This window comes from Rossellomorea sp. RS05, assembly GCF_039822645.1.
Classification (GTDB): Bacteria; Bacillota; Bacilli; order Bacillales; family Bacillaceae_B; genus Rossellomorea; species Rossellomorea marisflavi_B.
Genome location: NZ_JBDKWY010000002.1, coordinates 60,520 through 77,648, shown reverse-complemented (window position 1 = coordinate 77,648; position 17,129 = coordinate 60,520). Strand labels below are relative to the sequence as shown.

The window sequence follows — 17,129 nt, the reverse complement described above, 5'->3', positions numbered from 1 at the left end:
CATCCGCTCAAGCGGCTGGGTTCGGATTTTTTTGTATCAATGCCGATGTTTCTTCCGGTAATCGCCCGGGGTCATATCGAGGCGCTTCTTGAAGAAGCGGATGAAGTTCTGGGAATTGCGGTACTGAAGTTTCTCGGCGATCTCCTTCACCGTCCACTCCGTTTCCACGAGCCATCTCTGGGCCTTCTGGAGACGGTAGTTCATGAGGTAATCACCAAAGCTCTCGCCGTACTCCTTCTTGAACACATTGCTGAGGTAATTCGGGTTGTAATGGAGCCGGTCCGCGATCTGATCGAGGGAGAGATCCTGATCGAACTCCGTTTCCACGATGTAGACGATCTTCTGAGAAAGGGACTTAATCGACTGCTCCTTCTTATCATGGGTCGAGCGGATCACAGGCTTCAGGAGATCCTCCGTCAACCGCTTCCTGATCCGTTCCGGACTGTAGGCATTCATGGCCTCTTCGTAAAGGGGCTTGATCCTGTCGAAGATGGCGAAGTCCGCCCCGAGGAGCTGCCCGAGCTGGACGAGGTCATTGATGATCCGCGTCAGGGTCACACCGATGCTGACGGGATTTTTATTCGTTTTGAAGATGTCCGCGATCAAGCTGTCCATATGGGACACGGCTTCGTCTTCCTCTCCCGATCGCACCGCCCCGAGAAGCTGGTTGTGGAGATCAAGGGGAAACTTCGAAAGCGTGGCATCATTGACCAGCTGGGAGATATCCGAGAAGAAGATGATGGATTCAGCCCCGACGTTCACGCGATAATACAGGGATTCTTTGGCAAGATCCACGGCCTCCTTGCTCTTGACGATAGCGTCATAAGGGGCGCTGATCCCGGCGCTCAAGGTGACATGGAGGTTTTCCTTCACCGCCTGCTGGATGCTTTCGTAATACTGGGCGATCTTCCGCTCCGGTTCTTCTTCCGTCTCCGGGAACGCGAGGATCGTCGCCTGCATCTCATCATTCAGGACGATGGGGATGAAGCGCTCCGATTCCGGGATGCACTCTGCCACCACCTGATTGATGGCCAGGCGGAAGAGATCCCGTTCCACTCCCTGCTCTTCGAAATCCGTGTCCATCTGGATGACCGCTGTGTAGAAGACCTTCTGATTCACATCATAGCCGAATTGCTCCAGGCGGTTCTGCACTTCTTTCTCCGACAGGCGATTCCGGAACAGGCTGAGGACGAACAAGGTCTCGAGCTGCGGCTGCTGCCTGGTGAGATCTTCAGTGAGAAGCTCATTTTGATCCACCACCTGCTCAATGGAGGCGGCCAGGAGGGAAAGCTCGTTTTCCTTCGATGGAACCCGGGGAAGGGCGAGTTTCTCCTGGATTTTCCGGATCGGCTTTGAGTAAGACTCGGCCAGGCGGTACGAGATGAAGCCGACAAGGAGGATGAGGAGGAGTGAAGTGATCACAAGCCCGATCGCCGTATTGCGGATGATCGTACCGATTTCCCCCTGATTCACTTCCACCATGTAGAGCCACTGGTTGTAGTCGGACAGGGCATACACATAGGTGCGCCCGTCCTTTGCTCGCATCATGGTCATGCCGTTGGCGGCTTTTTCTTTGAGACGGTTGAACTCTCCGTTCGTGAGGCTGCTATCCTTTTCCTGATTGGAATAGAGGAGCTCATCCTGCTTATTGTAGATTTCCACGTATTGCTCTTTATCACCGACAATCTGATCGATGCTCCGCTTCGGGATGCTCGCCGTCCCCATGGCGAACTTCTCACTCCGGTAGATGGGAAGCGTCATGATCATCTCGATCTGTTCCCCGTCGGGACGCCAGAAAAGGCTTTGGGTCTTCCCTTCTACATACTTCTCCTTGAAGCCATCGAGCTCTTGTTCGGTAAGCGTTTTCAACGATCCGTTGATGATGCCCCACTTCTGATCGAGGCTGATGAGATTGTACGCACTCCCCTCGATGCCGAGCATTTCGATGTAGCTCATTTCCTTCCGGATGTCCTGATAGCGATCGAATTCCGATTCATAAAAGGGCGTTTTGAACGTTTCCTCAAAACTCGACGTCGAGCTGTAGGCGGTGAATCCGTATTCGATGGTCCTCACCTTTTGCTCCACATTATGCAGGACCTGCAGCGTATAATCACGCTTGTCCTTCAGGAATGATTCCTCCACCGAATTGTAGGTGGTTGTATAAATGAAAATACAGAAGCCCAAGACAAGCCCCACTCCTAAAAGGAAGAACGGGACGAATAGGCGATAAAAGACTCTCGATTTCTTGAACATGCTCCCTCTCCCCCATCAAGATCCATGGCGGCATCACATTGCGTGATCCTTTTTCTCTATAAAGTATTCTGAATAATAGCACATTTATATCGTATCACAATGATTTCCACTCGGGTATACGCCTGGGGGAATTTCCTTTTTTTAAAAAAGAAAAGAAGGGCTACTGCCCCCCTTCCCTCCGTACCACCTGTTCGGCATTCCGCTTCGGCTCATAGCCGAGCTCGCTCCTGGCATTGTCGATGGACCAGGGTTTCCCAGGGTTATCCGACACGCCGTAGTAGGTGCCCCCGGCCCGTGATGATTCCATCGCCTTCTCGAAAAGCCCGATCAGATCCTCGTGTGAAAGAAGCGTCTTCATGAGACGTGGATCCTCCTGGACATCCTTCTCCTCGTCAGCATGGACGCTTCCGATGCGGATATTGAACACGGCCGGTCCTCCGGGTTCTTCCCGGGAAATGATCTCACTGATCTGCTCGGACGCGTACTTCAGCACCCCATAAAGCCCCTTGGATCGCGGCTTATCTTCAATGGTGATTTCACGGCCAAGGAGGGAGTCCCCACCTTCCTCGTACGCATCCGTCGTATGATTGCTGCTCGCAAAAATCACCTTCGGAATCCCGAGCTCCACGGCGGCCCGCATCAGGTAAAAGCTTGAGATGAAGTGGACGCGGGTCATCTTCATGAACTCATCCGTGTCATGGAGGTCCTTCTCTCCACTCACAGTGAGAAGATTGATGAGGATATCCGTGTCTTCCGGAATGCTCTTCTTCAGCTCCGCTTCGTCCGTGGCGTCGACCTTCACACCGCTTCCGACCCACTCGGGAACCTCCTGATCCAGGATGACCATTTCATACCGATTACTCAATCCATCGTGGAGGACCTTTCCGACCGTACCGGCTCCTCCCACCATCACGACTTTTCTCATGTTTCTTTTCCTCCTTTCCGGAATGGGTAAAGCTGTTCGTTGATGAGTCGGGTGTTAGGATACACTTGTTTGTAAATGGTATACACCTTTTCATAAGTGGCTGCGGCTTCTGAGCCGGGACTATACCGTTTTCCATATCTTATGAAGGTTTCTGCCGCCTCTTTTATAGAAGAGAACCATCCAGAACCTGTTGCCGCGAGGATCCCTGCCCCGAGACCCGGTCCCTGCTCGGTGACAAGGCTCACCACTTCGGCGCCGAAGATATCTGCCTGGAGCTGGAGCCAGGCGTCGCTTTTCGCTCCTCCGCCGATGCTCACGATCGTGTCGATGGTCTTCCCTTTCCATCGCATAATCTCGACGGATTCTTTCAAGGAAAATGTGATCCCCTCCATCACCGCCTTCACGAAGTCCCCTCTCATTTGAGAAGCATCCATTCCGATGAAGCTGCCCCTGATAAGGGCATCGGCATGGGGCGTTCGTTCGCCTGATAGGTACGGGGTGAACAGCAGCCCGTTGGATCCGGGAGGTACAGTTGCCGCCTCCTGTAGAAGGTGGTCGAATGATTCACCGGCAGCGAATGTATCACGGAACCAGCTCAGGCTGTGCCCTGCAGATAAGGTGACGCCCATGGCATAATAGCCCCCCGGGACGGCATGGTGAAAATGATGGAGCGTCCCTTCGTAGTCGACGTCGGCATCCTCCTCGTAGCTCACGATGACACCCGAGGTCCCGATGCTGCACATCGTATCTCCCGGTGTAAGGATGCCGGCCCCGATCGCTCCGCATGCATTGTCGGCGCCGCCAGTGAAGACCGGTGTTCCTTCGATCAAACCTGTCTCCGCAGCCGTTTCCGCATTCAAGATCCCTGCCTTTCCGTCAGACGGAAATATCGGCGGGCACAGTGCTGCAGAGATACCGAACAGATCGAGAAGATTCTTGCTCCACTCGCCCGTTCTGCTTTCCAGAAGAAGCGTTCCCGCTGCATCGGACGGATCCGTGGCGATCTCCCCGGTCAGGCGGTAGCGGACGTAGTCCTTCGGCAGCATGAAAACAGACGCATGCTCAAAGAGTTGCGGTTCATTCTCCTTTACCCACAGAAGCTTGGGAAGGGTGAATCCCTCAAGGGGACGGTTTTTCACAACACGCAGAAGCTCAGGGAGACCGGCCGTCTCTTCAATGAAACGGCACTGATCGGTCGTCCGTGTATCATTCCACAGGATCGCGGGTCTGGCCACGTTCCCCTTTCCATCAAGAAGGACGAGGCCGTGCATCTGTCCGGAGAATGAAATGCCCTTCACGTCTCCTTCTACTGCGGTGAGCTCCTTCAGTGCATGAAGAGTCCCCCTGACCCAGTCATCAGGATCTTGCTCGCTGTGGCCGGGCGCCCCGCGCATGATGGAAAATGACCGCTCGGCTTCCTTCACCACGTTTCCGGCACGGTCGAGGAGGAGGCATTTCACTGCACTCGTTCCGAGATCCACTCCGATCACATATTCCATGGGATCAACGCACCCCCAAAATGGCCTGATTGACGATGGCCTTCAGACGCTCCTGCCTGCCTGAACGATTCCTGATCTCCTTCAGGCCGAGGGCATATGCCTCCAGCTTCTTGAAATCAGTCCGCCCTTCATGGATCTCAAGGCCGATGCCGGAGGTGAAACTCTCGTAGCGCTCCCCGATGTTTTTCTCCAGCACACCGTCATCCATGAGCTTCGCCGCCGCTTTCAGTCCGACAGCAAAGGCGTCCATCCCGGCGATATGGGCATGGATGAGATCCTCCGACTCGAACGAGGCACGCCTCACCTTCGCATCGAAGTTCAACCCGCCCCTTCCCAGTCCGCCGTTCTGAAGGATTTCATACATGGCAAGAGTGGTGGCATACAGGTCGGTGGGGAATTCGTCCGTGTCCCAGCCGATGAGGGGATCGCCCTGGTTGGCATCGACGGAGCCGAGCATCCCCCGGATCCTTGCAATCCTGAGCTCATGTTCGAATGTATGACCGGCAAGGGTCGCATGATTCGCTTCGATATTAAATTTAAAATGGTCTGCCAGACCGTATTGCTGCAAGAATGATAGACTTGTAGCCACGTCGTAATCATACTGATGCTTCGTCGGCTCCATTGGCTTCGGCTCGATGAGGAACTGGGCATCGAATCCGATCTCCCCTGCATAGTCCACCGCCATCTGCAGGAACGCGGCCAAATGATCCTGCTCCAGTTTCAGATCGGTATTGAGGAGCGTTTCATAGCCTTCCCGGCCACCCCAGAACACATAATTCTCCGCTCCAAGCTCCTTCCCGACCTCAAGACCCTTCTTCACGCTCGCAGCCGCATACGCGAATACATCGGCAGAACAACTTGTGGCAGCCCCGTGCACATAGCGCGGATGTGTAAAGGCATTGACCGTATTCCACAGAAGCTTCACGCCGCTCGACTCCATGTACTCCTTGATCATGGCGACGATCACATCCAGATTCCGATTCGTTTCCGAAAGACTTGCTCCTTCCGGGGCGATGTCCACATCATGGAAAGCGAAATACGGAAGGCCAAGACGATCATAAAAATCAAACGCAGACTCCACCCGCGCTTTGGCACGATCCAATCCGCCAAGGGCATCCCATGTGCGCCTCATCGTCCCCGCACCGAACGGATCCGATCCATCTGCGTTGAACGTATGCCAGTAGGCAGCGGAGAAACGCAAATGATCCTTCATGGACTTTCCTGCGATGATTTCATCAGGATTATACTGCTTGAATGCAAACGGGCTATCGGAATCAGCCCCTTCATAACGGATGACAGGAATCTCTTTAAACTCGGGCATATCATTTTTCCTCCTTATGGTTGTTTATTGTATACGCTTTCTTTACTCATTATAAATCAACCTACTTCGTTTATTCAATAAACAAACTAAGTTTTCTGAAAAAATGATATAATGAGATCACGAAACGGATAACAGGAGGACATCAATGAAGCAATCGTGGAATCAAAGCAGTATGAAACATGAAAACAAACGACTCGTTCTGCAGCAGATCATCTCAGACGAACCGATCTCGCGTGCGGATCTCGCCAAGCGGTGCGGTCTCAATAAAGCCACCGTCTCTTCCCTTGTGGCGGAGCTCATGGACGACTCACTTGTAAAGGAAGCCGGCATCGGCGAATCCAGCGGAGGTCGCCGTCCCGTCCTGCTCTATTTCTCCCGTGAAGCTGGGTATGCCCTTGGACTGAATGTGGGAGGAGGAACCGTGGAGGCTGTCCTGACCGATTTAAAGGGGACAATCATGGCGCACGAACACTTCCAGACCAGAGAACCCGCTTATCAATCAGCCATCACGGTCATGGAAAAAGCGGTGGAATGGGCTCACGGGGTGGTGCCTCCTTCTCCCCATGGCATCATCGGCGTCGGCGTCGCAGTTCCCGGCATGATTGATCACTCGGGCACCGTGTTGAACGCCCCTAACCTGCAGTGGCGTGACCGCCCATTGAAGCACGATTTGGAAGATAGGCTGAAGCTGCCCGTGTTGATCGAAAATGAAGCCAATGCAGGCGCCTACCGGGAATATCAGACACGGTCAGACGCCGATGAAAGCCTCCTTTATATCAGCATCGGAACCGGGATCGGCGCTGGGATCGTGCTCAACGGATCGCTCTACAGGGGACAAAGCGGCTATGCGGGTGAAATCGGGCATATGACCCTCGACTTTCAGGGACCACGCTGCACGTGTGGCAACAGTGGCTGCCTTGAACTGTACGCATCAGAACTAGCACTCGTGGAAAAGGCCATGGAGGCCGGCCTGAAGGATTGTAAGGATTTCGACTCCTTGGTGAACAGTGCAGGGGAAGGCGATGAACTCGCACTCTCCCTCTTCACGGAAGCCGGCCGCGCACTCGGGAGCGGGGTCGTCAGCGCGATTCACGCATACGATACGAAGCATATCATCATCGCCAGCCGTGGTGGTGAATGGATGAAGAACGCCGTACGAGATACCGTGAGAAAAAAAGCCCTCCCCCATTACCGGGATGATCTTGATCTCGTCTTCCTCGACACGCGGCTCCCGGCCGCTTCTCTCGGGGTATCGGGGTTGGTGGTGGATGAATTCCTGAAGGGACGGAAGGGTTTTGAAAAGGCTAAGGAATAAGAAGGGGAAAACGGAAACATTTTCTTGAGTCTTTCGAAGCAAATCATTAGAAAATACACACTAGTTTGCATTACAATAAATTATGTAATTAGTATAACAACTATTTTCTGAAGGAGATGTCCATCATGGAATTCAAAGACAAGGTTGTATTGATCACAGGTGCTGCAGGAGGAATCGGGTTGGCTGCTGCAAAGAAATACGCGGAGCAAGGAGCCAAGCTTTCCCTGGTTGATTTGTCTCAGGAAGCCCTTGAAAAAGCGGCTGGTGAAATCGATGCGGAGAAATTACTGCTGGGGGCCGACGTAACGAAGGAAGAAGAAGTGGAAAACTACGTACGTCAGACAAAAGAACGATTCGGTCGGATTGACGTGTTTATCAATAATGCCGGCATCAATGGCGACTTCAAGAACATCGTGGATCAAACCGTCGAGAATTTGGATAAGGTCTTTTCTGTCAATGTTGTAGGCGCTTTCCTCGGATTGAAGCATGTGCTGAAAGTCATGATTGACCAAAAAAGCGGTTCAGTTGTGAACACAGCATCCAATGGAGGACTGTTAGGCGCTCCAGGCATGAGTTTGTATGTTGCCTCCAAACACGCTCTCCTTGGAATCAATAAGTCTGCTGCTCTGGAAGTCGCCGATTATGGAATCCGGGTCAACGCTGTGGCACCATCAGGCGTAGATACAGCCATGATGCGCTCCATTGAAACGAATGCAGCGAAAGGCCACGAAGAAGAAGCACGTAAAGGATTCGAAGCAAGCGTTCCGATGAACCGCTATGCAACAGCGGAGGAAATTGCCGATCTTATGCTCTTCCTCTCCTCCGACCGCGCCTCCTTCATCACAGGTTCCTACTACCGCATTGACGGTGGGCAGGGTGCGACATCTGTATAAGAAAAATTCAGGAAGGCTCTTGTTTGTACAAGGGACCCTCTGCCTGGTGGAGCCTACACACCCTTTCACCATCGACAGCAATTTGCTGGCCGGTTGATCGCTTCACGAGATGATACACAACAAAAAAATCGACAGCAGGATGATGATCCAGCTGTCGGTTTCTTCTATTCTTCTTATTCCAATTCCTGATCAGTGATCTCTACGTCCCACTCATCTGCAAGCTTCTTCAGATCTTTATCGAACTTGACCGCTTTCTCTTCAATTTTCATCTGAGTCTCATCTGCTTTCGTCATCAGTTCCTCGTACTCTGTCTCGAAGGCTTCTTGTTGGACGTCGAGGTTTTCCCTGCTCATTTTCACGACTTCACGCAGTTGCTTTGCTTTCGCTTCTACCTCATCTGTCTTGAACTCCCATGAATCGATTTCCTTCAGCATCTTGTCATATTCCGGCTTGGCATCTTCGATTCCGGCAATGAGTGCTTCGATATCATAACTGCTCACTGCCTCTAAGATCGGCTCATTTGATTTTTCTTCCATTTTAATGATCGTATTCAGCTGTTCATTATTGAACTCGACCAGTTCATCTGCCTTGCTGTCCCCAAATACACCAAGGCTGCAACCTGATAAAAGAATAAGTAGTGCTTACGCCTACATAAGTTTTTTCATTCTAACTCCCCTTTGTAACGTTCTGTTTTATGGTTGTGTATACGAGTACCCCTACTTCGCCGCGAGCTCATTCAGATCGTCATGGAACGCTGCCGCCGACTTCTCGAATTCGTCCCCTTTGGCATTCATCTCTGCTTCCTTCGAAGGGTCATCAAAGGTTTCCCTGTAGAGGACGAGGGATTCTTTATACAGGTTCACTCCCTCTAGTGCTCCTTCTTTCGCTTTCTGTAGTTCTTCCGAGTCCACCTTGATGGCTTCGACCCTCTCGATCACTTCATCATAATCGATGATGGCCTGATCCAGGACCTCGATCAGTTCCTCTCCAGGCTGTTCGCTTGCTTGCAGGATGCGATCCTGGATGTCCATTTCCAGTTCACCGACTTCTGCCATATCTACATCCACAAAGTGCTCGAACTGTTCCTCAGGAGTACCTGGAGAAGTGGCACCATCGCTATCCTCTTTGAGGGCATCCCCCAGTGAACCGTCCATTTCTTCTTTCAGTCTCTCAAGTTCTTTCTTGGATTCTTCTAATTTTGCTTCTGCTTCAGCGGTTTTATCCTCTGCCTCCGAATCGGCTGTCAGGACCTTTGCCGCCCGCTGCAACCCGCATCCGCTCAATATCAGTGCAAGTAGCATGATGATCAGTATCTTTTTCATTTCCTTTCGCACACCCATTCCCTTCCAATTTCTAAACCTTTCACATAATACCATTTCTCTGGGTTTCCATAATGATTCCATTGATTCATTTTGTTTCAGCCGTCCAGTCAGGACTGCTCTCTATTGTGTCTTTTTTCCCATAACCTTTTAGAGAAAGGACTTCATTAGCAGAGATCAAGAAGGGGGAGCTAACTCATAGTCAATTCCGTATTCCTTACTGATGTCATCCACCAGCGCGCGGTATCGCTCGACTGACTCTCCGTATTCCAGCGTCTTTTCTTCCACCTTTGTGCTCAAGGATGGGTCATCAATGGTCTTCCGGATGAGATCAAGTGTATCCCTGTACAGCTTGATCCCGTTGACGAGCTCCTCCTTCACGGGCTTCAGTTCATCGGATTCTGCAGGAAGGCTTTCTGCCTGTTCGATCAGGGATCCGTATTCCGAGATGCCCTCATCCAGAGCCTTTCGGGCGGCTTCCTTGTCCCCGTTCATTTCATAGAAATCGACCCCGCCCTGCACCTTCTCGCGGATCGCCATTTCCTGTTGACCGATGGCAGGTACGCTCACGGCGATGAACTGCATGAACTGTGCCTTTCCTTCCGTTTCCTCTCCCTTTTCACCCTTATTCATGCTGTCTTTGCCCTCAGCGGAGGCAGCAGGGGCTTCTCCGACGTCTTCTTGCTCTTTTGGCGCAGGCTCTTTATCCGACGCACCGCCATCCGGTTCCTTTGGCTGAGACTCCGCCTTCTCAGCCTCCATGGCCCCGCATCCACTCAATAGGAGGAGGAGGAACAGGACGGGCAACAGGAATTTCTTCATTGCTTGATTGACCATACTCCACACCTCGACAGGTTCTTCCATCATGTTGGAAATTGTTCACTTTGATTTACCCATATTTTGAGAGTTAAACCCTATTTTTGTAACTTTTCGCCAATGACTTTTGGTCTGCATACCTAGTAATAAAATAAGAATGGCGGTCGTGTCGACATGTGGGAACCTGAAGGTTTGAGATCGTCACGATCGCCCAACCGCGCTGCTTTTCAACTAAACTTCATTGTTCAAACGAATACCCATACTCATCGGCAAGATCCTCAAGATGAGACTGATAAGTCCCTTTTGCCCGTTGATACTCAAGGTTCTTCGCAATCATCTCCTCATCTTTTGAAGGGTCATCGATCAATTCCCTGTTGAGAATGAGATACTCCTGATAGATACTGAATCCCTCAATCGCCTCTTGCTTCAGCTTGACCAGCTCATCCGATTCCACTTCGATGGCCTCCATCTTCATCGAGAGCTGTTCATATCCAGCGATGGCCCTTTCCAGCGCATCCTTCATCGCCTGATCCTTATCCTCGGCAGGTTCCCTTTGTGCTTGGGATAGATTGACTTGTACGTTATATTCCATAACTGAAATGTCGCTCATATCCTCCTCGATGAATCGGGTGAACTCGTCTGCCGGGGCCATGCTTGCTTTCTTTGGTGAATCATCCTTGGCTTCCTCATTGCCTTCCGTCTTCTGATCCTGGTCGATCCCTTTATCTTCAGTTGATTCTTCATCGGTTGAGGCGGCTTCTGCATCCTCCACCTCTTCGTTGGATGAATTCATCGTTCCCACCTTCATCAGGCTGCATCCGCTCAGCAAAAAGGCAAGCAGCACGAAAACTAGTACACTCTTCATTTCAGTGACCCACCTCCTGTTTCGTCTTTTGGATTGTTCTTACAGCAAGAGGAAGACTTGCACCCTATTACTCCCCTTATTCAGGCTGTCCTACCTGATAGTTGATGCCATACTTCTCGCTGAGCTCTGTGACCATGCTATGGTACTTTTTCACGGATGCATCATATTCCGCGCCCATGATGTTCGCTCCGGTCCACTCGGAAGGATCATCGATGGCATCCCTGATCATCCTGAGGTATTCCTGGAAGAGCATCACGCCATGGATCAATTCTTCTTTGAGCAGTTCCTGTTCATCCATGTATGTCCGGACATTTTTCGCATCCTCAAGGATGGATTCGTATTCCTTCATGGCCCAATCCACCGTCTCATACGCAGCCTCTTTGTCCCCATCCGTTTCGAAAGCGGACAGTGCCTCATACAATCTTTCCTCTACAGCCGCTTCCCGCTGGCCGATCGGAAACACTTCCTGTTCAATGAAAAGCAGCAGTTCGCCTTCCCCTTTGACTGGTTCATCTCCCCGTTCGATCTCATCCAGCTTCTTATTAGCTTCTTCCACAAGTGCATTGGCTTTGTCTAAATTCGATGGTTTCTCAGACTTTTCTTGGGCAGTCTCGGTTGCTTCCTCCCCGCCGGTTTCCTCTGCCGGGGAACTGGAGGGAGACACCTTTCCAAGTTTCGTCAGCGAGCATCCGCTCAGCAAGATTGCCACGAACACTATCATCAGTATCCTCTTCATTCCATCCATCACCTTTCTTTTTCCACCTATGTGTCCGATCACAGCACTCATATTTTCCCATAATGATTCCAATTGCTCATTTTGATTTACCCATTTCCCACGCAGTGAATCCTTTTTATGACATTTAAAGAAAAAAAATCATGAGGGCGATCCCTCATGATATTTCTGTATTTCTTACTAAACGTTTCGATATAATACTCACAAAGGTATATCACTTATACCTCTACGAAAGGGGTGCGATCCATGAAGTTCACCATCCATGAAGACTCCGTCACCACCGATACCACCTTCGGGAATCTTCCCGTATCGACCAATGAGGAAGAAGGATATCGCCCGTTTCAATTATTCATCGCTTCCCTTGCAGGATGCAGCGGGACACTGCTTCGCACCATCTTTACGAAAAAGCGGATGGATATTACTCACATGGAACTCGAAGCAGACTACGTGAGAAATCATGATAAAGCGAACCGAATCGAGGAAATCCATTTCACTGCACTTGTTCAAACTGATCATACCCTGACGGAAAAGCAGGCAGAGCGTATTTCACAGCTCGTTTTGACTAACTGCAGCATGATTCAATCGGTCATTTCTTCTATGGAGATTACGTTCAATATCCACCTCATTGATGAGAAACATTCTTCACAGGAAAAATAGCCCGTACGAAAAAAAGATTGCCTGATGTGACGGCAATCTTTTTTCATGATTATTTCTCACACGAGAAAAGCAACACGACGGGGATCCTCAAACGTCGCTCATATTCCACATCGCTCGAGAAATGCTCCCGCTGTGGATGACCTTCCCGAAGCGCCTTCACGCGGAAGCCTGCTTCGGTCAGCGCTGTGAAATACTGCTCGGTCGTGCGGTGATATTTCACCACGGTCTGATCGATCCAAGGTTCCTTCCGTTCCCCTGTACGGAAATAATCATCCACGATCCAGCTTCCGCGACGTTCTCCGTTCTCCTTGCTGGCGAAAGAGGACGTGGTGAGGGGATGCTGAAGGCTGAAAATGAAGCGCCCGCCGGGTGTCAGCGTCGAGTGGATGCTCCTGAAGATGCTCTCGATGTCTTCTATGTAGTGAAGGACAAAACGGGAAGTGACCAGGTCAAAACTTGCTTCAGGGAATGCATAGGTCTCCAGGGTTTCATGAAGGATTGTCGCCTGGGGGTGACCGGCAAGAGATGCCCTTGCCGCCTCCACCATCTGGCTCGATCCGTCCACCCCGGTATAGGAGCCTGCTCCCCCTTCAAGGAGTGCCGTTCCGAACGCCCCGTCACCGGAGCCGAGGTCCAGGATCCGGGCATCCTCATACTCCCCCAGCAGCTCCACCATCACCGGTCCTTCGATGGCATTATTTGGACTGTCTCTCCTGCCCCTTCGCTTTGTGTACTGATCAAAAAACGCTTCATTATCATAAACGGTCGAACCTCTGTATTTGGTCATATGTCCTCTCCTTTGTTTGAAGTGGTGCGTGCATTGCTCTCCACTAGATTCGACATGGAGGTAGTTTCTTCCTGTGTAGACGTGGGCGTACTTCTAATTGATACGCTGATGGGCAGACTGTTCGGCAAACTTGCTTCCGTTTTTCTACGTTTGTGAAAATCCAGTGAAGGTCCACACAACAAAAGGTTTACATTAACATTAATGGATGTTGGATAAAAGATGCCGATTATGTGTGAATGATCGGCTTGTTTGAAAGGGGAGATAGTAGAATGACTAGAGACAAAATGTCCTCTCTTATCCTTCTAACTTTTAGTGTTTCGCTGATTTTAATGGTAACGTATGACAGTATGCCATCTTGGGGACAGTGTATTTTCATACCCATCGGGTTGGTTTCAATCCTGGCCACGTTGGTCCTGTTCAATTTCTGTTTGGAAGCCAGGAATCCTTAATGACTGATACATGCGCACATGACGATTGCCATCCGGTACTTCCCTCAGTGGAAACCGGATTTTTTTAGTTTTAATGGAAAACTCTTATTGACTATTCAGTTGAACTGTATTATCTTTTTAATAAGTTGAACTATATAGTCGAACTGAATAAAGGATGAGACGATGAAGCATAAATTATTACCCCTGTCAGAAACGATGCACTATATCCTGCTCGCACTGCGCGAGCCCCTGCATGGCTATGCTGTCATGCAGAAGATCGAAGAAATGAGTGATGGCGCGGTCGTACTCGCAGCGGGTACCCTGTACGGCGCCGTTGAAAATCTGAATAAGCACGGCTGGATCGAACCGGTCGGGGAAGAAGGCCGGAGGAAGGTCTATCAGATCACGTATGACGGAAATGCCGTTTTAAATGTAGAAAAAAAACGATTGCAGCATATTTTATCCTTATATGAAGGAAGTGGATCGGGTGAAAAAGGTTAAGATCTTTTTTGATATCGAGAGAGAAGAAAAGTGGCTGAATGAGCAGCTGGCGAAAGGATTCCGCTGCACAAAGATCAGTTCGTTGGGTGTCTATACGTTCGAGGAAACGGACAAAAAGCATGTGATTCGATTGGATTACCGTGACCGGATGAAAAAGGAAAAACACCTCGAGTATACGGACATGTATGAAGATTTCGGCTGGAGTAACATCGATGGTTCTAAGTTAGTCGGAATCCGGTATTGGCAGAAAGAAGCGGACGGTCACGATGAGCTTTTCTCCGACCGCGAGTCCCTGGCTAAATACTATCAGCGGTTGATGGGCTATTCCTTTTGGTTAGGGATCACCATGTTTTGCATCGTGGCCATGTATTTTTTCAATCAGGACTACAGCCTTTACCACGACGGTCTATGGCGCATGGAAGGCTCACTATTCTGGAAAGCGTTCATTTTTGAAACACCGTTCGCCCTGTTGAAAGCATTGCCTGGGATCATGGTGATTTTGTTCATCGGCAGTTATTACAGAGCGTATAAAAAGTATGAGTTGTTCAAGGAAGCTTGATGCGCGGTGAGTCCCCGCATCTTTTTTCTTTCCTTCCCCATGTGACAACAATGTCACACCATCCCCCATTTTGTTCGCCGAATGAAACGATTCCCGCCTGACTCCTCCCTATAATGGGAAGTACCAAAAACGAGTCAGGAGGAATCATCGTGAACATGTACTCTCTTATCGGAAAGAATCTCAAGAAGAATCTCAAAAACTACTATCTTTATATTTTTGCCCTGACCTTCGGGGTGTCGCTGTTCTTTGCCTTTGTCACCCTGCAGTATGATCCGTCCATGGATGCGACGAACGGGTCGATCAAGGGAGGGGCCGCCATCCAGGTGGCGTCCTTCATGCTGATCGCCATCATCGGCGTCTTCCTCATCTATGCGAATGCGATCTTCATTAAACGACGCAGCAAGGAAATCGGGTTACTTCAGTTGATCGGGATGTCGAAAAAGCGAATCGTGTTCCTAATGAGCGCGGAGAACTTCCTGCTTTATGCCGTGGCCACCGTCCTCGGAATCGGCGTGGGATTTGCCTTTTCAAAGCTGATTACGTCGATCCTCTTCAAGGCAGTGGGGATCACGGCTGTCGCAAAGCTTCATTTCTCCATGGCCGCCATGGAGCGGACGCTCATCGTTTTCTCTGTGATCTTCCTGATGATCCTGCTTATCAATGCCGCCTTCATCAAGAAACAGAGCATTTTGAGCCTGTTCAAAGTAAAATCTGCTTCTGAAATGAATGTGAAGAAGCAATCTGTATGGGAGATCCTGATGGGGATCCTAGGCCTTGGCCTGGTATCGTCGGGGTACTTTGTGTCAACGAAGCTGTTCGGCGGGTATTTCACCTCGACGGTCGAACTGATGGGTGCCATGATGTTCATCTTGGGCTCGGTCATCATCGGGACGTATTTCTTCTATAAAGGGTCTGTGAGCTTTGTGTTCAACGTGATCCGCAAGCAACGAAAAGGATATCTGAACGTGAGGGAAGTCTTGTCCCTGTCCTCCATCATGTTCCGCATGAAGACGAATTCCATGCTCCTGACGATCATCACGACCGTCTCAGCACTGGCCATCGGGCTCCTGTCCCTCACGTACATTTCGTACTATTCAACCGAGGCGTCTGCCAAGAAGCAGCTGCCGGATGATTTTACCTTCCTGAAGGAGGACGGGTTGAATCAATTCGAGAAAGCCCTTGGGGACAATCACATCGATTACAGCGAAAACCGCATCGACGTGCTTCAGGTGGCGGTCGATCTGGAAGGCATTGTGTCCGGTAAAGTGGACGGGATCGCCATGGATCTAAGCAAAGCGCAAATGGCCGTCATCTCTGCAGATGATGCCGGGTTGAAGCTTAACGAGGATGAAGCGATCCTGACGGGGTACAGTGATATGCTGAAGAACTTCATGCCGATGAAGGAGAAAGGGGAAATCGTCCTCCAGAACAAAGAAACGAAGCAGCCGCTTGATCTGATCAAAACGAAGGATGATCACTATATTTCCTGGAAATTCACAGGTGGCGGATTCCCGGTGGTGATCGTGAACGATACCGTCTTTCAAACGATGAAGGAACATCTGGATCCCGGGCTTCAGGGTACATCCAATGCCAATCTGGGTGTCAACATCAAGGATGACCGTCAACTGGAGAAAGCGAACGATCTGTACGTGAGCCTGTTCGGAAAAGAAGAAAACCTGTCTGATTCCCGTCCGATCTATATCGAGTACCAAAAAGCCAATATGGGGATCTCCGTGTTCATCGTCGGATTCCTCGGACTCACCTTCCTCATCACATCAGGCTGCATCCTTTACTTCAAACAGATGGATGAAAGCGAAGAGGAACGTCCGAACTACACGATCCTCCGCAAGCTCGGCTATTCACGACATGACCTGCAGAAAGGCATCCGCTTCAAGCAGCTGTTCAACTTCGGGATCCCGCTCGCCGTCGGCCTCCTGCACAGCTACTTCGCCGTCAAATCCGGCTGGTTCTGGTTCGGTAGCGAACTCTGGACGCCACTCCTGATCGTCATGGGACTCTACACCGTCCTCTACTCGGCATTCGGCGTCCTCTCCACCCTCTACTCCCGCCGCATCATCCGGGAATCCCTTTGATGACGAATGGGGACGGTTTTTGAAGCAACGGGTGACGCGTAGGGACGGTTCTTATACAACAAATTAATCAAAGCGATGATAATGGACGATTCCCTTTTTTACGGGAATCGTCCTTTTTTGCCCAGTTGACATTCCCACATTCTGGTGGTAAACTACATTTATCTC

Annotated in this window: 16 protein-coding genes; 6 read left to right on the top strand and 10 right to left on the bottom strand. The window is 50.6% G+C overall.

The features are described 5' to 3' along the window. Positions 1–36 precede the first annotated feature (36 nt). The 4 genes from ABJ225_RS08025 to xylA form a co-directional block, all read right to left on the bottom strand. A complete protein-coding gene (locus ABJ225_RS08025; RefSeq protein ID WP_347319430.1) occupies positions 37–2,253 on the bottom strand; it encodes a helix-turn-helix transcriptional regulator in 2,217 nt (738 codons plus the stop codon). Between the two features lie 160 nt (positions 2,254–2,413). Beyond that, a complete protein-coding gene (locus ABJ225_RS08020; RefSeq protein WP_347319428.1) occupies positions 2,414–3,178 on the bottom strand; it encodes an NAD-dependent epimerase/dehydratase family protein in 765 nt (254 codons plus the stop codon). Beyond that, a complete protein-coding gene (xylB, locus tag ABJ225_RS08015) occupies positions 3,175–4,677 on the bottom strand; it encodes a xylulokinase (RefSeq protein ID WP_347319426.1) in 1,503 nt (500 codons plus the stop codon). The genes ABJ225_RS08020 and xylB overlap by 4 nt, the downstream gene beginning before the upstream one ends. A gap of 4 nt (positions 4,678–4,681) precedes the next feature. After that, positions 4,682–5,998 carry a xylose isomerase gene (xylA, locus tag ABJ225_RS08010; RefSeq protein WP_347319424.1) on the bottom strand — a complete coding sequence of 439 codons (1,317 nt, stop codon included), beginning with the start codon at positions 5,996–5,998 and terminating at the stop codon, positions 4,682–4,684. A gap of 145 nt (positions 5,999–6,143) precedes the next feature. Here xylA and ABJ225_RS08005 point away from each other — a divergent pair, with 145 nt between their 5' ends. Together ABJ225_RS08005 and ABJ225_RS08000 are read left to right on the top strand one after the other, a co-directional pair. Beyond that, positions 6,144–7,313, top strand: a complete 1,170-nt coding sequence (locus ABJ225_RS08005) for an ROK family transcriptional regulator (protein WP_347319422.1) — start codon at positions 6,144–6,146, stop codon at positions 7,311–7,313. A 125-nt stretch (positions 7,314–7,438) separates the two neighbouring features. Then, the gene (locus ABJ225_RS08000; RefSeq protein ID WP_082139267.1) at positions 7,439–8,206 is read left to right on the top strand and encodes an SDR family NAD(P)-dependent oxidoreductase; all 768 of its coding nucleotides are present in this window, start codon (positions 7,439–7,441) and stop codon (positions 8,204–8,206) included. A gap of 173 nt (positions 8,207–8,379) precedes the next feature. Here the strand turns inward: ABJ225_RS08000 and ABJ225_RS07995 are convergent, their stop codons facing one another. The 5 genes from ABJ225_RS07995 to ABJ225_RS07975 all read right to left on the bottom strand — a co-directional run bounded on the left by ABJ225_RS07995 (position 8,380) and on the right by ABJ225_RS07975 (position 11,927). Further along, positions 8,380–8,742: a hypothetical protein gene (locus ABJ225_RS07995; protein ID WP_251527841.1), complete on the bottom strand. Its 363-nt coding sequence runs from the start codon at positions 8,740–8,742 to the stop codon at positions 8,380–8,382. A 180-nt stretch (positions 8,743–8,922) separates the two neighbouring features. Further along, positions 8,923–9,528, bottom strand: coding sequence for a hypothetical protein (locus ABJ225_RS07990; protein WP_347319420.1), 606 nt, complete (start codon positions 9,526–9,528; stop codon positions 8,923–8,925). Positions 9,529–9,702: 174 nt separating this feature from the next. Further along, the gene (locus ABJ225_RS07985) at positions 9,703–10,392 is read right to left on the bottom strand and encodes a hypothetical protein (RefSeq protein ID WP_347319418.1); all 690 of its coding nucleotides are present in this window, start codon (positions 10,390–10,392) and stop codon (positions 9,703–9,705) included. A gap of 187 nt (positions 10,393–10,579) precedes the next feature. After that, positions 10,580–11,206 (bottom strand): hypothetical protein, encoded by a 627-nt coding sequence (locus ABJ225_RS07980; RefSeq protein ID WP_347319416.1) that lies wholly within the window; start codon positions 11,204–11,206, stop codon positions 10,580–10,582. Positions 11,207–11,282: 76 nt separating this feature from the next. Further along, the gene (locus ABJ225_RS07975) at positions 11,283–11,927 is read right to left on the bottom strand and encodes a hypothetical protein (protein WP_347319414.1); all 645 of its coding nucleotides are present in this window, start codon (positions 11,925–11,927) and stop codon (positions 11,283–11,285) included. 258 nt (positions 11,928–12,185) lie between these two features. Between ABJ225_RS07975 and ABJ225_RS07970 the strand changes: the two genes are divergently transcribed. After that, a complete protein-coding gene (locus tag ABJ225_RS07970) occupies positions 12,186–12,596 on the top strand; it encodes an OsmC family protein (protein ID WP_347319412.1) in 411 nt (136 codons plus the stop codon). 49 nt (positions 12,597–12,645) lie between these two features. Here ABJ225_RS07970 and ABJ225_RS07965 read toward each other — a convergent pair whose 3' ends face one another. Continuing rightward, positions 12,646–13,383 (bottom strand): class I SAM-dependent methyltransferase, encoded by a 738-nt coding sequence (locus tag ABJ225_RS07965; protein WP_347319410.1) that lies wholly within the window; start codon positions 13,381–13,383, stop codon positions 12,646–12,648. A 611-nt stretch (positions 13,384–13,994) separates the two neighbouring features. Between ABJ225_RS07965 and ABJ225_RS07960 the strand changes: the two genes are divergently transcribed. The 3 genes from ABJ225_RS07960 to ABJ225_RS07950 all read left to right on the top strand — a co-directional run bounded on the left by ABJ225_RS07960 (position 13,995) and on the right by ABJ225_RS07950 (position 16,964). Continuing rightward, complete coding sequence (locus tag ABJ225_RS07960) at positions 13,995–14,312, top strand: PadR family transcriptional regulator (protein ID WP_048013688.1); 318 nt, start codon at positions 13,995–13,997, stop codon at positions 14,310–14,312. Continuing rightward, positions 14,299–14,871, top strand: a complete 573-nt coding sequence (locus tag ABJ225_RS07955) for a DUF2812 domain-containing protein (protein ID WP_048013689.1) — start codon at positions 14,299–14,301, stop codon at positions 14,869–14,871. The genes ABJ225_RS07960 and ABJ225_RS07955 overlap by 14 nt, the downstream gene beginning before the upstream one ends. 149 nt (positions 14,872–15,020) lie before the next feature. Beyond that, entirely contained in the window at positions 15,021–16,964 is a 1,944-nt protein-coding gene (locus ABJ225_RS07950; RefSeq protein ID WP_347319892.1) for an FtsX-like permease family protein, read from the top strand. The last annotated feature ends 165 nt before the right edge of the window (positions 16,965–17,129 follow it).